Below are 20,174 nucleotides of genomic sequence, written 5' to 3' on the forward strand. Positions count from 1 at the left end.
CGCTGATGGCCGCGCCGCCACGCGCGCGTACGCCGCAGGCGGTGTTGTTTGCCTGTGGCCAGAACAGCGTGCGTTCGCCGATGGCCGCCAGCCTGCTGCAGCAGATGTTTCCGCAGGCGCTGTATGTGAAATCCGCCGGGGTGAAGAAGGGCGAGCTCGATCCTTTCGCAGTGGCCGTGATGGCCGAACTCGGCCAGGACATCTCCAGACACAAGCCCATGACCTTCGAGGAACTCGAAGACTGGGAAGGGCTCAATTTCGATCTCATCATCACGTTGTCGCCGGAGGCGCATCACAAGGCGCTGGATCTGACACGCACCGATGCCGCCGAGGTCGAATACTGGCCGACGGTGGATCCCACGGGAACCGAAGGTAACCGCGACCAGAAACTGGCGGCCTATCGCGAGGTCTGCGATGGGCTGCTGCTGCGGATTCGCAAACGTTTCGCGAAAGGCGGCGCCGCCAGCGGCTAAATAACCGCACCGCGGTTGTCGAAGCAGGGGGCTTCCGATAGGTTCCGGCCGCATTTCCAGGATCATCAGCCCGCATGCTCGGCCGTCCCAAATTCGTTCTCGCCTCCGGTTCGCCCCGCCGCCTCAGCCTGCTCAACCAGGCCGGCATTGAGCCCGATGCGCTGCGTCCCGCCGATGTCGACGAGACCCCGAAGCGGGGCGAGCTGCCGCGCGCCTGCGCCAATCGGCTGGCGCGCGCCAAGGCGGAAGCGGCGCTGAAGTCGGTCCAGCTCGACGACGAACTCCGCGGCGCGTTCATTCTCGCGGCGGATACCGTGGTCGCCGTCGGCCGCCGCATCCTGCCCAAGGCGGAACTGGTCGATGAAGCCTCGCAGTGTCTGCGGCTGCTGTCGGGCCGCAACCACCGTGTCTATACGGCGGTCTGCATCGTCACCCCCAAGGAAAGCTTCCGGCAGCGGCTGATCGAGACCAAGGTGCGCTTCAAGCGCCTCAATGAAGAAGACATCTCGACCTATATCGGCTCCGGCGAGTGGCGCGGCAAAGCCGGTGGCTATGCCGTGCAGGGCATTGCCGGCTCCTTCGTGGTCAAGATGGTCGGCTCCTACTCCAATATCGTCGGCCTGCCGCTCTATGAGACCGTCTCCCTGCTGGGCGGCGAAGGTTTCCCGATCCGTTTTGGTTGGTTGAATGCAAGCTAAGGTGTCCAAATCCGGCGAAAAACCGTGCCCGATCTGCGGCAAGCCCGCGGTGGAGGCCTCCAAGCCGTTCTGCTCCGAGCGTTGCCGCGACGTCGATCTCAATCGCTGGCTGTCGGGTTCCTATGCGATTCCCGGCAAACCGACGGATGACGAGGACGCCGAATAGGCTTGACGGGCATTCGCGCTGTCCAAGCCGGTCCGAAGCGGTCATTTCCCATTGTTTTGACGGGAAAATCTTCGTTCACAGAAATGCCATCGGGCGGGTGGACAGGGCCGATTTGCCTGACTATAAACCGGCGCTCCCTGGACCTGATCCGGGGCGGCGCCCAGGTAGCTCAGTTGGTAGAGCATGCGACTGAAAATCGCAGTGTCGGTGGTTCGATCCCGCCCCTGGGCACCATTTGTGTGTCCCCCAGCTTCCTCCTCTGTCCGCTGATGTGTTATAAGTGCTTGAATTAGAGCGCTTTCTCGTTCGCTGACATTCGCGACCGTCCGCCGGCAGCCGGTGTTTTTGTTGGTATCGCTGTTGGTATCCCGTCGATCGTGTGTTGGTAGATTGACTGCGGGGACCTAATCGATGCCGCTTTCGGATGCCGCCTGCCGTGCCGCCAAATCCGCCACGAAGCCCTACAAGATCAGCGACGGAGGCGGGCTGCATTTGCTTGTTGAAAAGAACGGGTCGCGGCTTTGGCGACAGGCGTATCGGTTCGACGGAAAGCAGAAGCTGATCGCGCTGGGCGCCTATCCGGCGGTCAGTCTCGCCGACGCCCGCGCCGGCCGTGACGCGAACAAGGCGCTTCTGGCCAAAGGCATCGATCCGTCCGCGCAGCGCAAGTTGGATCGTAGCGCGGCGCGCATCGCGCGCAGCAATACTTTCCGTATCGTCGCGGACGAACTGATCACGAAGTTTGAAGCCGAGGGCGACGACCCGAAGACAATTGAAAAGAAAAAATGGCTCCTCGGCTTCATCAACGCCGATTTGGGCGATCGACCGATCGCCGAGATCAAGGCGTCGGAATTGCTTGATGTGCTTCGAAAGATCGAGAGGCGAGGGCGATATGACACGGCCCGACGTGCCCGCAGCATTAGTGGTCGTGTCTTCAAATATGCGATTAGCACCGATCGGGCCGAGCGCGACCCATCGGCTGACCTAACGGGGGCTCTCATAGCGCCAAAGGTCAATCACCGGGCCGCCATCACCGAGCCGAAGGCCGTCGGCGCGCTTCTCCGCGCGATCGACGACATGGACGGTCAGATCACAACACGCGCAGCGTTGCAGTTGATCGCCCTTACCTTCGTTCGGCCGGGCGAACTGCGGCACGCGGAATGGAAGGAATTCGATCTGCGGGACGCCGTCTGGAATATTCCGAAGGAAAAAATGAAGATGCCGCGGCCGCACAAGGTGCCGCTGTCTCGACAGGCGATTACGATCATCAATGACCTTCGCAAAGTCACAGGCACGTCGCCCTACTTGTTTCCGCAAATCCGCTCGTGGCATCGTCCGATTTCCGATGGGACGCTAAACGCTGCGCTTCGCCGGCTTGGGTACACGAAAGCGCAAGTGACCGCGCATGGCTTCCGGTCGACGGCGTCGACACTGCTGAACGAAAGCCGCCGCTCGGATGGCAGGCGCCGTTGGGATAGCGATGCTATCGAGCGTCAACTAGCGCACCAAGAGGAAGACGAGGTTCGTGGTGCCTATAATGGCGCCGAATATTGGGAAGAACGCGTCCTGATGATGCAGTGGTACGCGGATTACCTGGATGACCTCCGCAGGTCCGGAACCGTTCTGTCGACCGCGAAGGCCCGGCGATCCCGATCGTCGTCAGCATCCTAGCCGTCGAGCCTACCGTACTAGCTAGACAACGCCGATTCAATCGGTCGCCGCCGCCTTGGGGCTATCGCGCGGGAATCCTGAATACCTATATTGTTCGCCAGACCTCATGCTGAGTGAGAATGGTGAATGACGAGCTATTTCGGCGTTTCGTGTGCGATTTGGTCGAAGACCTGAAGCAGGTAAGCGGCGCGAGCTTCAAGAAGCTCATGCGTCGGCGCAAACAGCATGGCTAAGACGAGCAACAACCCGAAGGCAAGCATCCACACGAAGGAGCAAATGACGGCCCATGGCTTCCGCTCCGCCGGCAACACGTTCCTGAACGAGCGCGGTTTTGATCCGGACGTGATCGAGGCCATGCTCGGCCACAAAGAGGAGAACGAAGTTCGCCGCGCCTATAACCGCGCAACCTATTGGAAGAAGCGGGTCGAACTGATGCAGGCTCGGGCGGATCTGCTCGACCAATTCCGGTTACTGACCTAGCAATGCTAGGGTGAGTGACGGCGCAAGGTGGAAAACAGGCTGAGAATTTCTGTGTCCGTAAACTTGTCCGGCTCCCGTGACTTAGGCTCGGGAACGGGTTCCGGAGGTTCATCCGGCGTTTCGCTATTCAACGCGTGAATTCGGGCTTTCGCGCGCTGAAGGGCAGGGTCTGCGTTCCCACCAATGCGCGATGCTAATTTCACCAATGCCTTTTGGTGATCTTCGAGCTCCGATTCTGAATCCAGTCGATCGACAACCGACTCGGCCTCATCGAGGTGTCGCTGAACGGCAGCTTGAAATGCATCTGTCATCTCCTCAGACAACTCCGGGCCGAGGTGGAGATCGACCTTGTCCCACATTTGGGCAAGCGCATCACTTGACGGATCATACCCGACAACTTCGATGAATTTTGCTTCTAGCAGATTGGCCTGCTCTTCAGACTGCGGAAATGTGCGGTACTCTCCATTGCGGAAATCTGAAATGAGTGCGGGCAATGCAAGTCCGTCAATCCAAACGGTGTACCGAACATTGTTGTTGGCGATGAACGCACGAATTGCCTCGGCGAGTTCGCTATCTCTAAATTTGGCCCACCATTGAAGTAGAAGCTGAAGCCTGTTGGTAAATGCGAGATCGTAATATCTGTAGCTGCTGTCTGTGGCATATTCGTCTTTCTTGAAAACCGGCGTCATATGCAGTCGTTTCGAGGCGCTCCTGAAGCCATCGAGTAGTTGCGCCTGATCGTCGCGAGTGGGGTTGACGACTTCTTCGAGATAACTCCATACGTTTTGTGCCCAAGACGCCAGTTGAGCGGTCGGCACGATGATTTTCAGGAGCGCGATATCTTTCAGGTATTCCTGAAGATAATCGCGCAACGACGGATTGATAAACGAAACGGTGGTCGCGCTGATAGCAACGAATCCGCTTTCCAGTATCTTTAATGCCTGTTCAAAATCTTTCGGACCCGAGCCGATCCTGAATTGCTCGCACATGGCTGCGTGGGTAGCGTCGAAAACCAATCTCAGGTCTGAAATTCGGGCGCCTGATTCGCTGCAGAAGAATAGGCCAATCAAAAGATGCCGGCATTTGTCTGGAATATTTCTGAATGGCTTTTCCCAGAGATCGTTTGGACGATCGAGGCTGGAAATGCAGAAGTCGGGGTACTCGGTCGCGCCGACACCTTCGGTGTTCAGGGAGTCAGTAATGGCCCGAATGGTTCTTGGGTTATAGTTCTTGTGGTCGATGATTGACGCAAGCGTTTCATGGTCAATCAAAGCCTCAAGATACTCTTCACTAAGCTCCGATGTTGCGAGGTGATTGTAAAGAATATGGGCCTTGATGCGCCTCGTATAGACTCCGACATCCAAGATATATTTCGTAATGTCGACCTTCTTATCGTCGATGCGCTCGGACTGTGTCCGCGCCTCCTCGTAAATATGGGCGCGCGTCGTTAGAATGAAGCGCGCGTTCGGTGAACGCCTGACGCGATCCAAGAATTTTAGGAGATGAGCGTCTTGCTGTCCTAAAGTCTGTAAGTCCAGCCGCACTTGACCCAGAAAATCGTCGAAGAAAAAGACCGTCTTCGTTGTATCGTCGATTTTTGTGAATCCGTCGTTCAGATCACGAACGGCTACGAGTTCCCAGTTTTCGGCGAGGTATCGGTAAGCCAGCATTTCGGCGAGCGTGGTTTTTCCGACGCCAGGTGGGCCAGACACGATGATGACGTGTCGCTTTTCGAGGAGATCAAAGGCTTCCTTGAAACTTGGATTCTGGGCGTAGACCTTAACCTTCCTCTCGATCTCGTCCTTGGTCGTGTTGGTGAAACCGCTGAGTGCGGCGTTGACGATCTGATCAAGAACCGCCGTACTTGAAAGCCAAAGCTTGATATGAGCCTTCTCGATATCGCGGTTTTCCCGAAGCAGGCGATTTAATTCGGCGGGACCAATGATATCGCTCTCAGATTGGAGCGAGGATCCGATGATTTCCGCGAGCGCAGCTTTGTTGTCCGGAGTCAGCGAATGGGAGGTCGCCAAAATATAACGGGTCGGTTGCAGGGTCTCGATCGAATCTTGTTCGTGCCGCATTGCGCGCTTCAAATCGGAAAAACTTGATCCCCGATAGTGTTTGACCTGAAGGATGGTCAGTTCATTGGCTTTGGCGTGCCGACCGTCGATGCCGCCGTCCGGGCCGGGGCTGAACGCCTCAAATCGTAGGCCGGCATGCGCGGCCGCCAAGTCGAGGCATAGGCTTTCAAAATCAGGGTGAGAGAGCGAGGAGAAATCGTAGCTCACGTTCCGGTCCCGAGCAGAACTTCTTCGAGGCGTCGAACGAGTTGCTCGCGTTTGCCCTTTTCGATCCGGTCAAGATTCCGCTGCCGCCATTTAACAGCGGGCAAATCGGCGACGCCGGCCACGTCAAGAAGCGACCAGTCGGGTTGGCCGCGTTCGAAACCAATCAGGAACTGGCGATGCCCGTCGGGCATATGCTCCACAATTGAACTGATGAGGGTCTCGCGCGCCGCTATCAGTTCTTCCCGTGACACCGGCTGATCGGTCATACCTTCAAAATTGTGAAGATACTCGTTGGTGATGTCCTTCCGGGTGGGGGCAAGAACCTCGGACATTGGCCGGTCGTGGCTCAGGAGATAAACAATAAACGCTTTGCGCAGGTCATCGCTGATGCCCTCGTTGGCGAGCAGATCCCGAACATCGAAGAGGTCGCGAGGATGCTGACGATCAAGAGCGGCCACGATTTTTCCGCCGTAGAGATCGGCAAACGAGACCACCTGAATTTCGGCAAACCCATATGCGTCTTCGACAGAATCCGAAACAGACCGCGTTTCTGGTTCGTAGACGCAGCCGCGCAGGACGGGTGTCACCTCGATTTTGATCTGGATATGGTCGGCCCGGACGACGAGCTTCGTAATGGTTCCATCGGCACGGCTTGGGTTTACGTGAGAGCCGACAATGCCGCTCTTGATGCTCGCGGCCATGCGGCTCATGGCGGCGTCGATATCCGCCAAGGATTCGGGCCGTGGTTGCACCGGCAGGTAGGTGAGATCGATATCGACCGACAGGCGGGGCATGTCTCTAATGAAGAGATTGATGGCTGTGCCGCCCTTGAGGGCGAAGCACTTCTCCGCCGCGACAAAGGGCAGCGTTCGTATAAGAAGCGCCGCCTGTCTCCCGTATTGGTCCTTAAACGGCATGGAAGGATTCCGGTACGGTGATCTGGTACGTCTGGTCCAGCCGGCCGCCTTTTGCGACCAAGCGCTTGCCTTTGCCTAAATCGACCTCTTGTTTGTCGAGGCGCTTGAGCCAGGCATGGTTGTGGCGATCGGCGAAAAAGAAGAACAGCCGTTTCACCTTGACGTTCTTGCAGTCGGTTAGCAATTTTTGGAGGCGGCGCGGGCTCAGGTTCGTGAGTCCTTCCATCAGCTTGTCGATTTGATCGAAGCTCTCATGATCTGGAAGTTCGTCCAGGGCTTCGAGAATGGCCCGCTCGGGGGTTGATAAAGTCAGGGGCCAGTCCCACTGCCCCCAGGGAAGGACATTGAATGCGCCGCCATGCAACGGATCGTTCGTACTTCCTTGCGCGCGGGCCACATCCCATTTCAGGCTGCTGATGGCGATCGTGATCGGATCGTTATTGAATAGCTTGCGGCTGTTGTGATGATTGAAGCGGACCTTCAGAGGCAGTTTCTTTAGCCAGTGGGGGAGGGGCTTCTGTCCATAGAGATGTATCTCTTTCGTCGTCGTCGAAAGATAATGGGCGAAGCCCTGAAGATCGAGCGCGGTTTTTCCTCCGACGATCACGGGGCTGGCGTTGAGGATTGTTTGCAGGGATATGACGGCTTGCTGCCAACTCAGTTCGCCGCGGGGGCGGCGATATACGCCCCGGGTTGGTTGCTCCAGCCATCCCGCCGCAACATACTGGCTGCGAAGGCCGGTCGAATATCCGTGCTTTTCAAGCCACGCGGCATCGACCATCAATCCTTCAGGAAGATGCTTTTCGAGCCAGTTTAGCTTTCCGGATATTCGCTTAGCCATACTGAGTAAAATAGCAGATTCGTAAACCCGCTGCCAGTTTAAGAAATCTCAAAAAAACATAGTTAAACTATGTAAAGTGGCAGAATCGTAAACCGAGACCGGAAGATGGCCCGAAAGCCGACTTCCTCAGCCGCTCTGACGCACTTTACGCTTGTACCGGCCGCGGTCACCAGATCCGTCAAAACCGTCGAAACCCGCCCATTGGAGGTCACCCTCAATTTCGGGGTCATCGGCAAAACAGTGTCGCGTGGATGGCATTTCTAAAAGCTGGCCCAAATACAGCCGATTGAACACCCGTGCGGCATCGTCCGGTAAGTCTTGATGAATAAAATCGTTGAAGCGGCGCGACATCGTCAGCATCGCTCCAAAATGCCGCGAGAGGGGAAGCCAATAGCAAAACGCGCCGTCTTCCAGTTCCTCGAACAGTTTGATGTGTCCGAGTTTGCGCGGAATCACGAGTGTCGGATTGGTGGATGACCGAAGCGGAATGCGGGAGCGGATCACCGTTATACTTGCACGGTCCCAATGCAGTGCGAATTGTTGCGTATTCGCTGCCATGGAAAGAAAGTAGCTGCGGGGGCCCGCCGCTGTCCGCGCTATCGCGGCATACATTTCCCGTTCGTCATCAGAGTAACCGTCCCTCAAGCCAAACTCTCTGACGTGTGCCGCCTCTTGTTCGATGAATTGGAGATTTTCAATGTTGCGGAACTGCAGGTGCCTCATAAGAAGGTAGAGTGTCAGCTTATCCGATTTGTCCAGCCTGTCCGGCTCTCCCGCAACGACTTTGCTCCACGTGTCGCTATTGGCGATGGGGCTCTCTATATTTTTGTTAAGATCATCCTCGATCGATGCATTGAGGCCGGCTGCGCTGAACGTATACAGATCCTCCTCATAACCAATTCTGGAAATCGACTTCGCCCCGACGCTAACATAGGGGTCATGGCGCGAAAGACATCTGATTTTCGCCTTGTCTTCGGCGAGCGCGAACTGCCTCATATAGAACTGTGGTACGTAATGATTACGTTTCGTATGTTGAGTGCTTCGTTCAGTCATTTCGAACCCACATTTCCCGCCCATGGTCCCGCCCTGGATGGCGGCTGCGCCATCCTTCCATATCGCGCCGTATCTGCTCACCCCGCGCGATAACGATATCGATATCATTTGCCGGACGAAGATCTTCTGATCGCTCAGGGGCAGGGGCCGGCTCGAGGACCTTGAGCCGCCGTGGCTCGGGCGGGATGGCATCGAGCTCTTTGAGAATGGCAGCCTTGGCCATGGCGAAGCTGATCCCCTTCCGTGCCTCGGTCTGGCGGGTCTTCTCACCCTGTCGATCGAGAGCCTGACGCTCCCGTAGCTTGGCAAAGTCTGTCCGATGCTTCTCCCAGACAGGTTCGGTCGCGTGTTTGAGTCGCGTTTTTCCGTTGCGGCGAGCGCTGCGAGGCGCCCCTTAAGCCTTCCTGACTTCGCGCGAAGGATCGATGCCGCAAGGCGGAGACAGAGCGAAGCGTGGCTCCGTTCACGAGAGCCTGACCGTCAGACGGTCGCGCCCAACCAGAACGGCCAGTGTAGGCGATACCCCCGCATATTCTGACGGGCCGTAAAGTTGTAAGATGGTGGGCGACTCAACCACCCGATTCGGCGCCGACCGTAGAGAGCATCCATGGATGACATAATGCGAAGGCTCATGGAGCAGCAGTCGTTGCAGGATAGACTGCTTTTGAGCGCTGACCCATTGCGGTTGAACAGTGCCAAGAGCCTGTATGACCAAGTTGAAAAGATCGCGCAGCGCGACCGCGACATGCTGCGCATCGCGTCGGGGGCGGTCGCCGATCGACACTTGCAAGATCTGATGAAGCCCATGCACGGATTGCATGATCCGCTTCTCGACAGCCTGCCTTCCCATTTTTCAGATCTCGGTGTCACGGGCCGCTTCGCACTTCCGAACGTCGGTGAGTTACACCGGCTGGCGGAACAGGCTCTCGGCGTCGGACCTCATGCCCTTATGGCAAGCGAAATTGCGGGTGGCGCGTATCAAAGACTTGAAGATGCGGCAATGGCGATCCGCTCGCCATGGATCGATCAGCTCAACGCTGTTGGATCTGTCCAAGGTCTCTTGGGTCTGCAATCGGTTAGAGATGTGATCGCCAGCGACCAGCCGTTTTCGGATCTGGCGTCTGACATCCTGCGCGGCAGTCTCGGGGATTGGCGAGAACCCATCATCTGGCCAAAAAATGTGTTCGATGATCTCGATGCAAGATCGGCATTTTATGAAGCGCGGGGCTTCGATCCGCTCCTGACGGCCTATCCGTCGCCGGCTTTCCACGAGGGCCTTTCGGCCCTCGGTCTTTCCGAACGTCCGTCAGAAGACGCAGTAGAAGATGAGGAGGAAGCCGGCCTTGAGCGCGCGAAAGCGGCTCACAGCCGTCTCGTTCGGTTCGAGCGTCGTGTCCGCCGTTTCATTCATCTGCGGATGTCGGCTGTATACGGCGACAAGTGGATCAAGCAGCGTGTGCCGGGACCAATTTGGCAGGGATGGGCTGACAAACAGGAGCGCGCACGATCCCAGGGGCGGCCTGTGGAGTCGCTCATCGACTATGCGGAGTTTGGCGACTATGTGCAGATCATTACGCGCGCAGATAATTGGGATGCCGTATTCAAAGGGGTCTTCGTTCGAACCTCGTCGGTGATCGAATCGTTTCAGCGCCTTTATCCTCTCCGCAATGATACGATGCACAGTCGGATGATTTCACAGGACGACGAGCTGTTCCTGCTGGCAGAAACCAGGCGCATTCAACGCGCCATCGAAACTGACGAAGATTAGGCGTCTCTATTTTGCGCGGAACAAGGCTCCGTTCACGAACGCCTGATCGTGAACGGTCGCGCCCATATCGATGACCATCCCATCCGTCTTTCCGCTTGCCCGCCAGTCGTGCACACTCCGTTAAACGCCGGGGGAGCAATGTCCGAAACACCTTTCGACATCAGGTCGATCGCGCACGAGATAAACGCGCAGGCGAACTCCTATGCCATCGGTGCACTTCAAAAGATGCGGAAGGAACTTCGCGGCTTATCGAGACGGCCCGGGTCAGATATTTTCAGTGACCAGACAATCCACCCGCACTGGGCGTTTCATCGCGGCGGCCGATCCGAACTGCAATTCAATATCGGTCTTGAAGATCACAGGGGCGAACAGGAATTACGCCACGGCGTCGCGTTTTCGTTTGAATTGAGTCAGGCGCTCCCCTCCATCGATGTGCTGGTGCCAAAGGCGCGGTTGTTCGGCGAGTATCTTCAACTCTGTCCCGATCTCTACGCCGACATGCGGATGTGGGATTACCGGGATGGCGAGCCCAGCGGCGATTATCCGCCGGGACCGGTGGTGCCCGAGCTTGTCCGTCCGGGCTGCTTTGTTTTTCTTGGCAAGCGTCAGCCCATCGGCGCAATCGACTACAATGTGATCCTCGCGGATTTCGATCGTCTGCTGCCGCTCTATTCTTTCGTCGAAAGCGGGGGCCACGAGCTGCGCGGAGCGCAGCCGGGCAACGGCTTCGTATTTCAGGCAGGGTGCACCGAGAAGGCGTCTGCGACCAAAGCGTCGCTTGTCGAGCGTGAACTCAATATCAATCTGCGTCATACCTTACTTCAGGCAGCCTTGTGCGATCGTCTGATCAAGCAATACGGCGCTGAAAACGTCGCCGACGAACACGCAAGTGGTCTTGGCAGCAAAATCGACGTGGTGTTACGGCGTTCGGCGAAAGAATTCTGGTACTATGAAATCAAGACCGCGCTGTCGCCGCGGGCTTGTATTCGCGAAGCCTTGGGGCAGGTGATGGAATATGCCTACTGGCCTCATGCCAACGAAGCTGCGCGGCTTGTCATCTGCGGCGAGACTGCGCTCGATGACGACGGCGCGACCTATCTTGAAACCCTGCAACAGCGCTTCAGGCTTCCCGTCGCGTATGAGCAGATAGATATCGCGTAGCCGGGCGTTTTTGTGATTGGACGTAGGCGGCCGAATCGCAGTTACTGACAGCCTCCATAAAAGATACCGACGCGAAAAGGAGTGCTTCGATGCAGCGACTCTTTGCCGTTTTGTCACTTTTGGGCGCTTTGGCGTTTGCGCAGATTCCTGAACTGATACAGCAATATCGACAGCGGCTCGGAGGCGCAGCCAGCGAGCTGACGCTCGTCGTGCGTAATTTCGACGAGGATTCCCGTCGCTCGGGTTTTGACCGTGCGGGTGCGCTTGGGTTGATGGCCAAAAATACCGAACAGCTGGTGCGTGACCAGGCGCAGCGCATGGCTGATTATGTGCGCAGGCTGGACCGATTGAACGAGCAGCAATCGGCTTTGGCGAACGGCGTCACGCCTGCCGCCGTGTTCGCAGTGGCGGCGGACTACGACAAGCCAATCATGACGCAGGCCTGGAACGCCTATGCGCCGGCATTTCCAACGACCCTCACGGGCATCGTGTTTGCAATCATCGGCTGGTGTTTATCGTTTGGGGTACTCTTGCTCATCGGCGGCTTTTTTCATTTGCGAAGCAGAGTCGCAGCCTGATCTCACCCAGAGAATCGAGGTTGAGTATCGGCGGCTGGGATTCGCCGGTACTTCGCATTGAAGTCTGACCGTCAGAGTTTGGACGTGCTTCCCGCATCCTCGCCTTGATCCGCAGTGGTCGCGGAAGCAGGCTGCTGGATGAAGCGCCATAGGGGCAATGCATCGCTCTTGTATTCGGAAGAGATCAAAGGCGCGAACTAGTTGGGGCGGTGCTCCAGCTCGATCTGCACGGCATCGGATTTTCCACGGGCCTGCTGCATATAGTGGCGAGAGAACATACGGCTGAGCGTGCCGATCATCTCAAATCTCTCCGTCCCTTCATTGGGCCGTTCGTCCGGCAGCCACGAATACTCGATCGCCGACAGTTGTCCATCGGTTACGAGAGCTTTAACCTCCTGCTCGGCCCATTCCCCAAGATTCATGAATATCCACGCGATCTCCTGCTCGTCCGGGCGCGTGAGGAACCGTTGCTCGCTGAGCATCGTGACTTCACCAACCGTAAACGGCGCCATTCCATCGGGACCAATATCATTCGGCTTGGTCGAATCTGCAGTCAGCCTCAGCGTCAGCGGCGGTCTTGTACCGATGGTCATATCGCCAAGCCTGCCCAGCTCGTTGAAGCGAACGGCGTGCTTCATATCAAGCTTGAGGTATCCATTCGCATCCAGAAGATCATGCGGAGAAACGAGCGTCCAGATGCCCCACCGCGCCCAATACACCGCAACCTTGAGCGTCGCCTGTGTCGCCCGCACGTATGTGTCGAGGGAGGACAGATAGGTCGGCGTCGTGATCTGACGCTGTTGCCGGAATGGATCTTCCTCATAGACGTTTTTAACCTCGATGAGCCATTGTTCGTCGTCTTCAAGTACGATCAAGGAATCGGGTGCCCGGTACATGCCGGCAGGATAAACTCCGTGCTGAACTTGATGACCCTCGCCGCGGGAGTCGCAACCGCCCCTATAAGGTCCCTTGGATCACGCCGCAAATTGTCCGGAGCCGGATCGATGGACCGCCGTCCCGTAGCCGGCGAGAGCCAATATGCCCCAAGAACCTCAGACGTCGAATGGAAAGACCGAAAAACTGAGGAAAGACCGCGGGCTGGCGCACTTCTGTCTCGCCTTTTAGTTGTAGAGCGGCTCAACTGCCGCATCCGCCACTTTGGCATTTTATCGTAGATATGAGATCGGAAGCTGCCATGAATTTGCGCGCTCTGTCTTTATTTACCGGATTGATTATCAACACTGCCGCGATGGCTGAAACCGGTACGGACTGTTCGTTCTGGCAAAACTGCCTGCCCGATAAGGCATACCATTCGGACGACATCGCCAGCGTTACGATGATGGTTGAGAACCATGGCTGGGACGTTCTCCCTCCGGAAGCCAAGCCTAGCGCGAAGGTGTATCGGTCCACATCCTTCGATAAAGCCTGGCTGGAATACGGGGAGAACGGCGCGCCGTTCGGCGATCAGCAGAAACAGGCAATCATCAAGAAAATTCGGGGCTACGGCCATGAAAAGAGGCCGGTGTTTGTGGTGGCCTATGTTCATGGCTGGCATCATAACGCCAATGACAAGGATCCGCTTGTCCCCGGCAATAACGCGATCAAGTTCGATTACTTCGTGGCGCGTCAGGCCGATCAGCTCCGCAGGAATTTCGAGCAGCAGGGTAACAGCAAGGTGCCGGCGGTTATTGGCGTCTACGTCGGTTGGCGCGGGGAAAGATATTCAAACTACCCAATGAATATGGCTTCGATCAAGGACAGGGCTGAGGCGGCTGATCGGCTGGGACTGGGGCGCCGCGGTAATCCCGGTCTAAAGTCCGACCTCGGTCACGATCTCAAGGACATCGCCGATGCGGTACGGGCCAGTTCGCCCGACGGCAGGATAATGGTCGTCGGGCATTCGTTAGGCGGTCGCGTTCTCACGCGGGCATTTGTGGAAGATGCGGTAAAGACAGATGGTCCTCCGTTGGGATCAGGTTCTCTGATCGTGACGTTGAACGCAGCCGTCGGCGCTGACTGCTTCGATCCGATCTATCTCAATGGCGGGAAGAGCGGCGACGACGGCCCGGTCTGGATTAATGTCACAAGCAAGGACGACGACGCCACCAATAAAATCTATCATGCAGCTGCGTGGATTCCGGGTTTCAAGCCGCCTTCCTGCGACGGCGGGAGCAAAGCGCGCGGTGTAGCCATCGGTCACTATCCTGATTACGTGACGCACAACCTGACTTTCGAAGATCGGAATGCGGGAAAATTCCCACTAAATGCGGAGGAGGCGAAAGCGCTTGGTTTGCCCGACACTGCGCCGGCCTTTCCGCCACTTGCGGCGAAAACAGACTGGTTTCGGCAGACGAAGATGGATGGTGTGCTCGGCTATCGCATGTTCGATCTTGAGAATTGTCCCTACAAAATAGAAGCCTGCTATACCCGCGACTCGCTATTCTATGCAATTTCTTTCAGTTCGGGATCGCTTAAAAGCAACGTCTGGAATGTCGTGACCGACAAGAACACCATCAACCTTGCAGATCAAAAGGACCGGGAGCCGCAAGAGGGTACAGTCGATGCCAAGCATAATGGGTATGTATCGACCAACCTCACAAGGTTGCTGGTCGAAATCGTCTATCGGAAATAGCACACCTGGTGTGCTTAGGCCGAAATACCCGATAGCTGGCTCAATCTTAGCTGATGAAACGTTTCAGCACGGGCTTTGACGGCTTTCGCATTAGCTGGCGTTCGAACACACATCTGGTCGTTGATTTGAACCTTCTCAATACCCAATTCCTCCCGCTGCCGTTAAGCACGAACGCCAGTAAGGATCCCAATGCGGGCCGCGTCCAAGCCGATTCTTGCGGCGCGTCGGAATCTTGAACTTGAACGGTTCAAGAAATTCCTCTGTGTCTTTCCGCAGCTTCTCGCGGATGTGGTCGTCCACGGGATCGTTACCAAACAACATACGCTTGCTCATGCTCATGGGCCGCATCCTTCATAATCGTAAGGACCATATTGCCATAGTTGAATACGCGATACAGCTCTCTCTGCGCCGTCAGCCGGAACCTCACGACACTATGCCGCGTCGCGTCCGCCTAGCTATCCGCCCCCATGAAATCATCGGAGCCCGCTCGTAAAGAGCCAAAACGAACTGAATAATCCGGCGTTAGCGTAGCGCAGAGTTCGTCGGCGCGTGCCCGGTCATTCGTCATCGCCGCGACATGCCAAGGCGCACTACGCACCACGGCCCAGCCACGTACCCATCCTGGATTCGAAGGATCGACATGGGGGAGATTTCGTTCGATGCCCCTGACCGGTGCAAACCAGAATGCATAAGACTGCGCATTCTCGCTTCGCGGTTCGTCGCTCGAGCTAACCAGCCCGATCACCTCGCCGTCCTGATTGAACACCGGACCGCCGCTCATGCCGCCAGGCCAATGGGTATCGACAGCGAATGTCGGCCACGGCCGATGTTCGCGACCGCGCGGCAAAACGACGGTTACGCGGCCGATCGATCCGTACATGCGCTCGGTCAAAACCTCCGCATCGATTGTGCGGTCCTGTATCGAACCCAGCTCGGGAAATCCTATTGCCATGACCTCGTCGCCGACCTTTGGCCATTTGCCGGTCAGCCGCAGGGGCAGAAAATCGCGCACCTCGTGCAGGCGCGTATTATCCCCTTTAAAGGACAGCATCATGCAGTCGAACGCCATGCGGCTGGAATCGCGGCCGAGTAGTCGATCACGCATCACATCGTCTGACTGCGTGCGAAACACTGTCGCTGACGCGATCATGACCATGCTGTCGTTCCCGACCGAGCCGCGCCCGTAAACAAGGCCGGGATTGAGAAGTCCGACGACGGTCTGCTGTGGGCGGGAAGGCGTAAGCCATTCTTCGAGCACGTGCTGCGCGGTCAGGTATCCTCCGAACGGATCGATTCGGAACGCTGTGCCTAGACCAAAGGCGCGATCTGTCCTGCTATCGATCGCCAACAAGGAGATGATAGGATGGCGGATACCCATCGGATCTTGAATGAGAAATCGACGCGGGTCATCGCCGGGCGACGGGCTGACAGGAAAGGTCATGGCGCTATCTAGCAGAAAATCCCCTAAGGAGGGGATGAAAAGCTCTTGAGAAACGTGACCGCTTCGCTTGCCTTCGCGGCTGCCGTGAAGATAGCGCGGTTGTCGCTCTTGAGCAGTTTGAGCCGGTGCGCAAGATATTGCGCGTGGTCGGCCCGTGTATCCTGTGTGATGCCAAGTTCGGCGGACAGGAATGCCGCGCCAATTTCCGCGACGAGTTCTTCGACGGCATAGGCGGAATCGCCGAAGCGCTTGCCGAACTCGCGGTTCAGGCGATGCGTGGCGCCCGACCAGTGAATACACTCGTGCGTCAGAACCGCGTAGTAGCCTTCCGTGCGGCTGTGCGTTTCGGACTCGAAGAAGAGCGCTTCGTCCGGCATCTGGATATGATCGGTAGACGGACGGTAGAAAGCGCGGCTGCCTCCGTGAACAACACGGGCACCGGTCGCTGCGATAAAGGCGTCAACGCGCTCCAGCCGCTCTATGGGGCCCATCAAGACGGGCAGCTCCGGCAGCGCGAAGCCATCGACCTGTTCGGCATTGAAGACGTTCGACGTGCGGGCCACGCGGCGCTTGCCAGTGTCTGCCTGATCGGAGGGATCGGGCGCTGTCTCGAACTCCTTGAAGAAGATGACGGAGGAGGAGCGCTCGCCTGAGCGGACTTGACAGCCCAGTTCGGCCCATTGCCGGTAATTGGCCCAGATCGACGTGTTGAACCCTTTGTCGATCGCCGCGGCCCACAGGCTGATAATGTTGATGCCGCTATAGGGTCTCTCGGTCAGTGCGTTGGTCGGCAAATCCGTCGAGAGATTCGGTTGGCGCCAGGGTAGGGCTGGCTCGCCCGGACTGGTTTCGATCTGTGCGATCAGAGTTGCTGTGATTTCGGTATGGATGTCGCGGCGTGGCGTGGCCGTTGCGGATCGTGCCGGCATGGTGATCTCCTTCGCTCTTGAGCCCGCCCCGATGGCGGTCTCGATGCTGAAGCGAAGGCGACGGGGAATAAGCGTATGCGGAACCGAACCGGCACGGTGAGGCGGCCTGCGGAGCAGAAAGCCGAGGGCTTGCCGTTGCAGCGTTCGCGCCCCGGCGCAGAGTCGGCATTTTGAGAACGATGCCCACCGTAAGGGCATCAACGGTCTTTGCTAAGGATTCGCAGGCACCTGCGCTTAAGAAACTTCCAGCGAATCGTCACATCCATATGAAAGACGGCTAAGTCGCTATTTACACGATGAGAGGCTGAGGTCCTTAGACGCGCGCAAGCAACAGGACGGGCGCCGCCCCCCCCCCCCCCCCCCCCCCCCCCCCCCAACGCGGCCATCACGCGAAGCTATAGCTTCATCGTCGTTCAGCTCTGCGGGAAACGGTTCAAGGTTTCTAAGCTTTGACGGGCTTCATCTTTCCGTCGCGAGATTTTACGGCAGCCTTGGATTTTGTGTCAGCTTCGTCGAGGCATGAAACGAAAGCCGCCAGATGCTTCTCACATTCCGGCGGTTCAGCCATCGCCCCGCCTTTCCCGAGCGCGCGATCATGCCCCGTATAGGATGAGACTTCGGACATCCCGTAATAGACCTGGCTAACGAGTTCGTCGTCTATGACGGCTTCCTTCAGGCGCAACGTTTGCACCTGCGGCTGAAAGCGAGAAATGACCTGAGCGAATAATCGCTCTTCGATAAATTTTTCCCAGGTCTCCCGCAGCCGATCGTAGAAAAAGCGCAACTGCATTTCGTAGTCGGGATTTGCATCCGCGTGCATCTTTTTCAGCCGACCAATCTGCTCGGTGAGCCATTGACGGCGGGCAGGCAAATGCTTGGCCAGCCACGGCTCCCCATCGGGATCGAGTGAGCCGAACCCATTGGGACCGCGCCGAATTCCCAGAACGCGGATGGGCGTGCCGCTTTTTATCGCGTGGTATCGGGCTTCGGACAGGAAAACCAGATCGTGGGTAAAGACGATCACCTGACGATCTTTGGCTTCGGCAACTAACCGTTCGGCCACTTTCCCCCGACGCACATGATCAAGTGACGACACCGGGTCGTCAATCACGATGGCATCTTTGCCGGGATACATTTTCAACTCGGCCATAAATGCGGCGAGCGCCACGGCGCGATGTTCACCTTCACTCAGCACGGCGGACGTATCTGCGGCGAGGGTTGCGCCGTTCAGCTTGATGCTGTGCTTGATCACCGCTTTCGACGTGCGATCGGACAGATTGATAGGGATCGACGTAATTCCCAACTGCTTTTGCTCGTCGGTCAGCGCCGCGGAAAGCGCTTCTGTGACATGAGTTTTAAGCAACTTACTGCCCTGATCCGAGATGTCTTTGGTCGCGCAGGCCTTCAATGCCGTCTGCAACTTTGCGATCTGCTGATAGATGTCGATGCGGCGCTTAAGCTCAGCCTGATTCTCATGAAGTACCTTTCTTCCCGATAGCTCGGCGTATTCTTTGCGAAGCGCATCGGCAGCGCCGGTATCGGCGCTTGCAAGCGCCCTGGCTTCCTTGGCCGCTGCTGTCAGTGACACAATCTCTGCGCGCAGTTGCGCGTCAGGATTGGTCGGCAATGCTGCCGATGCATCCTCATCGTTCAGAAGCGCATGGCGGCGCTTGAGAAGCGCGTCTCTATAGGCCGTGCTGTCATCGATAAGCTGTTTGACCCTGGCAGTAAGGTTGTCACGCGCTTCTGCAACCAGTTCGGCTATCGGCAGGGTAACAGGGCGTATGGCAAGGAGAGCGGCATCCCTTGCGACTTCAGCGGCTGCTGCCTTAGCGTTCATCGCGCCCGTCACGAAATTTGCGAACCGCACAAACCGGTCCTGGGCATCCGCGTCGAGGGTTTGCTGGCACAAGACACATTGCGCGTCAGGTTTAACGACGGGAAAGGTTTCGCCAGGAAATGCGTTTTGCTCGGAATAGGATTTGGCTGCATCGAACATGATGCGCCATGGACCTTCGCCGACGCCCTTCAAGGGGTCTTTTGCGAAGGCGGCAGAGGCACTGGCGGTGGATTGTGCCCGGAGGTCTTGCGCGCTCTTTTTTAGAGCAAGAATTTCGATGACTTTCGGATCGGCAAGGGCGGTCGATGCCTTCACGATGCCGTTTGCGTATGTCTCAAGCGCCACGGTAATGCGCTCAAGACGTTGAGCCTCCGCCATCGGGTCTTTCAACATCCCGGCGAGATCCGTCAGCCTCTTGAGGTCGGCATCATTCCAGGCTGTGGCAGCGGCCAGATCGGCTTCTTTTTTCTTGCCGAGCTCCGATACGAACTTTTCTGATGTCGTACCGGCCGGGATAGGAGGCAGGACTCCAAGCAACTGTTTGTCCAGTGCGTCGCTCTCTTCTTTGAGACGAACGCGAAGCTTGTCGCATAGCTGGGCCAGTTTCTCGAAGCAGTCCAGATTATGTGGAATGATTTCAAGCCGGTTTTCGCCATCGACATGAATGCTGGCGCATTTGCTGTCGAAGATCGCCAGCCTGCTCAGTACGTCCGCGGGTGGCTTGCTGTCGTCGAGCCATTGCACCGGGGGTTGGACCGTCGTCCCTTCATGCAAGGTGAAGCGTGCGCTCGCCGGAGATTTCGCGATACCTGCCGAATAAACATCTGGAAGGATGCTCTCGTTATCACGGGCGCGTCCTGCCTTCTTGAGGATGCGGATGAATCCCGACTTGCCACTGCCGTTGTCGCCATAGATCAGCGTCAGACCGTCGGGCGAAAGCGAAAGCGCGGCATCCTTGGAAAGGCGATTTACGTTCGTGATCGCGTCCAGCGCTGCGAGCCGCAAATTTGTGGCCGAGCTCGATCGAACAGGAAGGTGCTTCTTGTCGAGCGGGTCGAGGACCAATACGGATGTCACGACATTATGCGCAGCCTTGAGTAGTTCAAGACACTCATCCTCATCGGCCTTCGCAAAGGGCTTGGTCAAGAGGCGGCGCAGGGCATCCTGACGCCAGCCCGGCTGCCCTTTAGCCCACGCGAGGATTTCTTCAGACGGTTGCAGTGTCGCCATGGCCTAAA

Annotated in this window: 19 protein-coding genes and 1 tRNA gene; 10 read left to right on the forward strand and 10 right to left on the reverse strand. The window is 57.2% G+C overall.

The genetic code is table 11. The annotated features are described in order from the left end of the window. Nucleotides 1–5: 5 nt before the first annotated feature. The 6 genes from AB7951_RS03990 to AB7951_RS04015 all read left to right on the forward strand — a co-directional run bounded on the left by AB7951_RS03990 (nucleotide 6) and on the right by AB7951_RS04015 (nucleotide 3,488). Nucleotides 6–473, forward strand: coding sequence for an arsenate-mycothiol transferase ArsC (locus AB7951_RS03990; protein ID WP_068734774.1), 468 nt, complete (start codon nucleotides 6–8; stop codon nucleotides 471–473). A 74-nt stretch (nucleotides 474–547) separates the two neighbouring features. Beyond that, nucleotides 548–1,171, forward strand: a complete 624-nt coding sequence (locus AB7951_RS03995) for a Maf-like protein (RefSeq protein WP_093756955.1) — start codon at nucleotides 548–550, stop codon at nucleotides 1,169–1,171. 1 nt (nucleotide 1,172) lies between these two features. Continuing rightward, nucleotides 1,173–1,337 (forward strand): DNA gyrase inhibitor YacG, encoded by a 165-nt coding sequence (gene yacG, locus AB7951_RS04000; protein WP_439059750.1) that lies wholly within the window; start codon nucleotides 1,173–1,175, stop codon nucleotides 1,335–1,337. A gap of 158 nt (nucleotides 1,338–1,495) precedes the next feature. Then, nucleotides 1,496–1,571: transfer RNA gene (locus tag AB7951_RS04005), tRNA-Phe, on the forward strand. A 177-nt stretch (nucleotides 1,572–1,748) separates the two neighbouring features. Then, nucleotides 1,749–3,008, forward strand: coding sequence for a phage integrase central domain-containing protein (locus AB7951_RS04010; protein WP_441255662.1), 1,260 nt, complete (start codon nucleotides 1,749–1,751; stop codon nucleotides 3,006–3,008). A gap of 225 nt (nucleotides 3,009–3,233) precedes the next feature. Further along, nucleotides 3,234–3,488, forward strand: coding sequence for a tyrosine-type recombinase/integrase (locus tag AB7951_RS04015; RefSeq protein ID WP_441255663.1), 255 nt, complete (start codon nucleotides 3,234–3,236; stop codon nucleotides 3,486–3,488). Nucleotides 3,489–3,493: 5 nt separating this feature from the next. Here AB7951_RS04015 and AB7951_RS04020 read toward each other — a convergent pair whose 3' ends face one another. The 5 genes from AB7951_RS04020 to AB7951_RS04040 form a co-directional block, all read right to left on the reverse strand. Further along, a complete protein-coding gene (locus AB7951_RS04020; protein ID WP_441255664.1) occupies nucleotides 3,494–5,776 on the reverse strand; it encodes an AAA family ATPase in 2,283 nt (760 codons plus the stop codon). Next, nucleotides 5,773–6,693, reverse strand: coding sequence for a nucleotidyl transferase AbiEii/AbiGii toxin family protein (locus AB7951_RS04025; protein ID WP_441255665.1), 921 nt, complete (start codon nucleotides 6,691–6,693; stop codon nucleotides 5,773–5,775). Before AB7951_RS04025 ends, AB7951_RS04020 begins: the two co-directional genes overlap by 4 nt. Then, on the reverse strand, nucleotides 6,683–7,534 hold the full coding sequence (locus AB7951_RS04030; RefSeq protein ID WP_441255666.1) for a type IV toxin-antitoxin system AbiEi family antitoxin domain-containing protein: 852 nt from the start codon (nucleotides 7,532–7,534) through the stop codon (nucleotides 6,683–6,685). Before AB7951_RS04030 ends, AB7951_RS04025 begins: the two co-directional genes overlap by 11 nt. 126 nt (nucleotides 7,535–7,660) lie before the next feature. Further along, nucleotides 7,661–8,587, reverse strand: coding sequence for a DUF4238 domain-containing protein (locus tag AB7951_RS04035; RefSeq protein WP_441255667.1), 927 nt, complete (start codon nucleotides 8,585–8,587; stop codon nucleotides 7,661–7,663). Beyond that, nucleotides 8,580–8,810 (reverse strand): hypothetical protein, encoded by a 231-nt coding sequence (locus tag AB7951_RS04040; protein ID WP_441255668.1) that lies wholly within the window; start codon nucleotides 8,808–8,810, stop codon nucleotides 8,580–8,582. Before AB7951_RS04040 ends, AB7951_RS04035 begins: the two co-directional genes overlap by 8 nt. Before the next feature lie 384 nt (nucleotides 8,811–9,194). Between AB7951_RS04040 and AB7951_RS04045 the strand changes: the two genes are divergently transcribed. From AB7951_RS04045 to AB7951_RS04055, 3 genes are all read left to right on the forward strand, one after another. Continuing rightward, nucleotides 9,195–10,355: a Swt1 family HEPN domain-containing protein gene (locus AB7951_RS04045; RefSeq protein WP_441255669.1), complete on the forward strand. Its 1,161-nt coding sequence runs from the start codon at nucleotides 9,195–9,197 to the stop codon at nucleotides 10,353–10,355. A 138-nt stretch (nucleotides 10,356–10,493) separates the two neighbouring features. Further along, a complete protein-coding gene (locus AB7951_RS04050; RefSeq protein ID WP_441255670.1) occupies nucleotides 10,494–11,516 on the forward strand; it encodes a hypothetical protein in 1,023 nt (340 codons plus the stop codon). Nucleotides 11,517–11,605: 89 nt separating this feature from the next. After that, nucleotides 11,606–12,094, forward strand: coding sequence for a DUF2937 family protein (locus tag AB7951_RS04055; protein ID WP_441255671.1), 489 nt, complete (start codon nucleotides 11,606–11,608; stop codon nucleotides 12,092–12,094). Nucleotides 12,095–12,291: 197 nt separating this feature from the next. Here AB7951_RS04055 and AB7951_RS04060 read toward each other — a convergent pair whose 3' ends face one another. Beyond that, nucleotides 12,292–12,969, reverse strand: a complete 678-nt coding sequence (locus AB7951_RS04060) for a hypothetical protein (protein ID WP_441255672.1) — start codon at nucleotides 12,967–12,969, stop codon at nucleotides 12,292–12,294. Nucleotides 12,970–13,289: 320 nt separating this feature from the next. Between AB7951_RS04060 and AB7951_RS04065 the strand changes: the two genes are divergently transcribed. Then, complete coding sequence (locus AB7951_RS04065) at nucleotides 13,290–14,726, forward strand: hypothetical protein (protein ID WP_441255673.1); 1,437 nt, start codon at nucleotides 13,290–13,292, stop codon at nucleotides 14,724–14,726. A 135-nt stretch (nucleotides 14,727–14,861) separates the two neighbouring features. Here the strand turns inward: AB7951_RS04065 and AB7951_RS04070 are convergent, their stop codons facing one another. The 4 genes from AB7951_RS04070 to AB7951_RS04085 all read right to left on the reverse strand — a co-directional run bounded on the left by AB7951_RS04070 (nucleotide 14,862) and on the right by AB7951_RS04085 (nucleotide 20,166). Beyond that, complete coding sequence (locus tag AB7951_RS04070; RefSeq protein WP_441255674.1) at nucleotides 14,862–15,065, reverse strand: hypothetical protein; 204 nt, start codon at nucleotides 15,063–15,065, stop codon at nucleotides 14,862–14,864. Between the two features lie 112 nt (nucleotides 15,066–15,177). Continuing rightward, the gene (locus AB7951_RS04075) at nucleotides 15,178–16,167 is read right to left on the reverse strand and encodes a trypsin-like peptidase domain-containing protein (protein WP_441255675.1); all 990 of its coding nucleotides are present in this window, start codon (nucleotides 16,165–16,167) and stop codon (nucleotides 15,178–15,180) included. 23 nt (nucleotides 16,168–16,190) lie between these two features. After that, on the reverse strand, nucleotides 16,191–17,096 hold the full coding sequence (locus tag AB7951_RS04080; protein ID WP_441255676.1) for a zincin-like metallopeptidase domain-containing protein: 906 nt from the start codon (nucleotides 17,094–17,096) through the stop codon (nucleotides 16,191–16,193). A gap of 442 nt (nucleotides 17,097–17,538) precedes the next feature. Continuing rightward, entirely contained in the window at nucleotides 17,539–20,166 is a 2,628-nt protein-coding gene (locus tag AB7951_RS04085; protein WP_441255677.1) for an AAA family ATPase, read from the reverse strand. Between the last annotated feature and the right edge of the window lie 8 nt (nucleotides 20,167–20,174).

The organism is Tardiphaga sp. 285_C5_N1_2, from assembly GCF_052076065.1.
Taxonomy (GTDB): Bacteria; Pseudomonadota; Alphaproteobacteria; order Rhizobiales; family Xanthobacteraceae; genus Tardiphaga; species Tardiphaga robiniae.

Coding starts and splice junctions, on each gene's coding strand:
- AB7951_RS03990 (WP_068734774.1), top strand. CDS start 6: ATGGCCGCGCCGCCACGCGCGCGTACGCCGCAGGCGGTGTTGTTTGCC.
- AB7951_RS03995 (WP_093756955.1), top strand. CDS start 548: ATGCTCGGCCGTCCCAAATTCGTTCTCGCCTCCGGTTCGCCCCGCCGC.
- AB7951_RS04010 (WP_441255662.1), top strand. CDS start 1,749: ATGCCGCTTTCGGATGCCGCCTGCCGTGCCGCCAAATCCGCCACGAAG.
- AB7951_RS04015 (WP_441255663.1), top strand. CDS start 3,234: ATGGCTAAGACGAGCAACAACCCGAAGGCAAGCATCCACACGAAGGAG.
- AB7951_RS04025 (WP_441255665.1), bottom strand. CDS start 6,693: ATGCCGTTTAAGGACCAATACGGGAGACAGGCGGCGCTTCTTATACGA.
- AB7951_RS04030 (WP_441255666.1), bottom strand. CDS start 7,534: ATGGCTAAGCGAATATCCGGAAAGCTAAACTGGCTCGAAAAGCATCTT.
- AB7951_RS04035 (WP_441255667.1), bottom strand. CDS start 8,587: ATGACTGAACGAAGCACTCAACATACGAAACGTAATCATTACGTACCA.
- AB7951_RS04040 (WP_441255668.1), bottom strand. CDS start 8,810: ATGGCCAAGGCTGCCATTCTCAAAGAGCTCGATGCCATCCCGCCCGAG.
- AB7951_RS04045 (WP_441255669.1), top strand. CDS start 9,195: ATGGATGACATAATGCGAAGGCTCATGGAGCAGCAGTCGTTGCAGGAT.
- AB7951_RS04050 (WP_441255670.1), top strand. CDS start 10,494: ATGTCCGAAACACCTTTCGACATCAGGTCGATCGCGCACGAGATAAAC.
- AB7951_RS04055 (WP_441255671.1), top strand. CDS start 11,606: ATGCAGCGACTCTTTGCCGTTTTGTCACTTTTGGGCGCTTTGGCGTTT.
- AB7951_RS04065 (WP_441255673.1), top strand. CDS start 13,290: ATGAATTTGCGCGCTCTGTCTTTATTTACCGGATTGATTATCAACACT.
- AB7951_RS04070 (WP_441255674.1), bottom strand. CDS start 15,065: ATGAGCATGAGCAAGCGTATGTTGTTTGGTAACGATCCCGTGGACGAC.
- AB7951_RS04075 (WP_441255675.1), bottom strand. CDS start 16,167: ATGACCTTTCCTGTCAGCCCGTCGCCCGGCGATGACCCGCGTCGATTT.
- AB7951_RS04080 (WP_441255676.1), bottom strand. CDS start 17,096: ATGCCGGCACGATCCGCAACGGCCACGCCACGCCGCGACATCCATACC.
- AB7951_RS04085 (WP_441255677.1), bottom strand. CDS start 20,166: ATGGCGACACTGCAACCGTCTGAAGAAATCCTCGCGTGGGCTAAAGGG.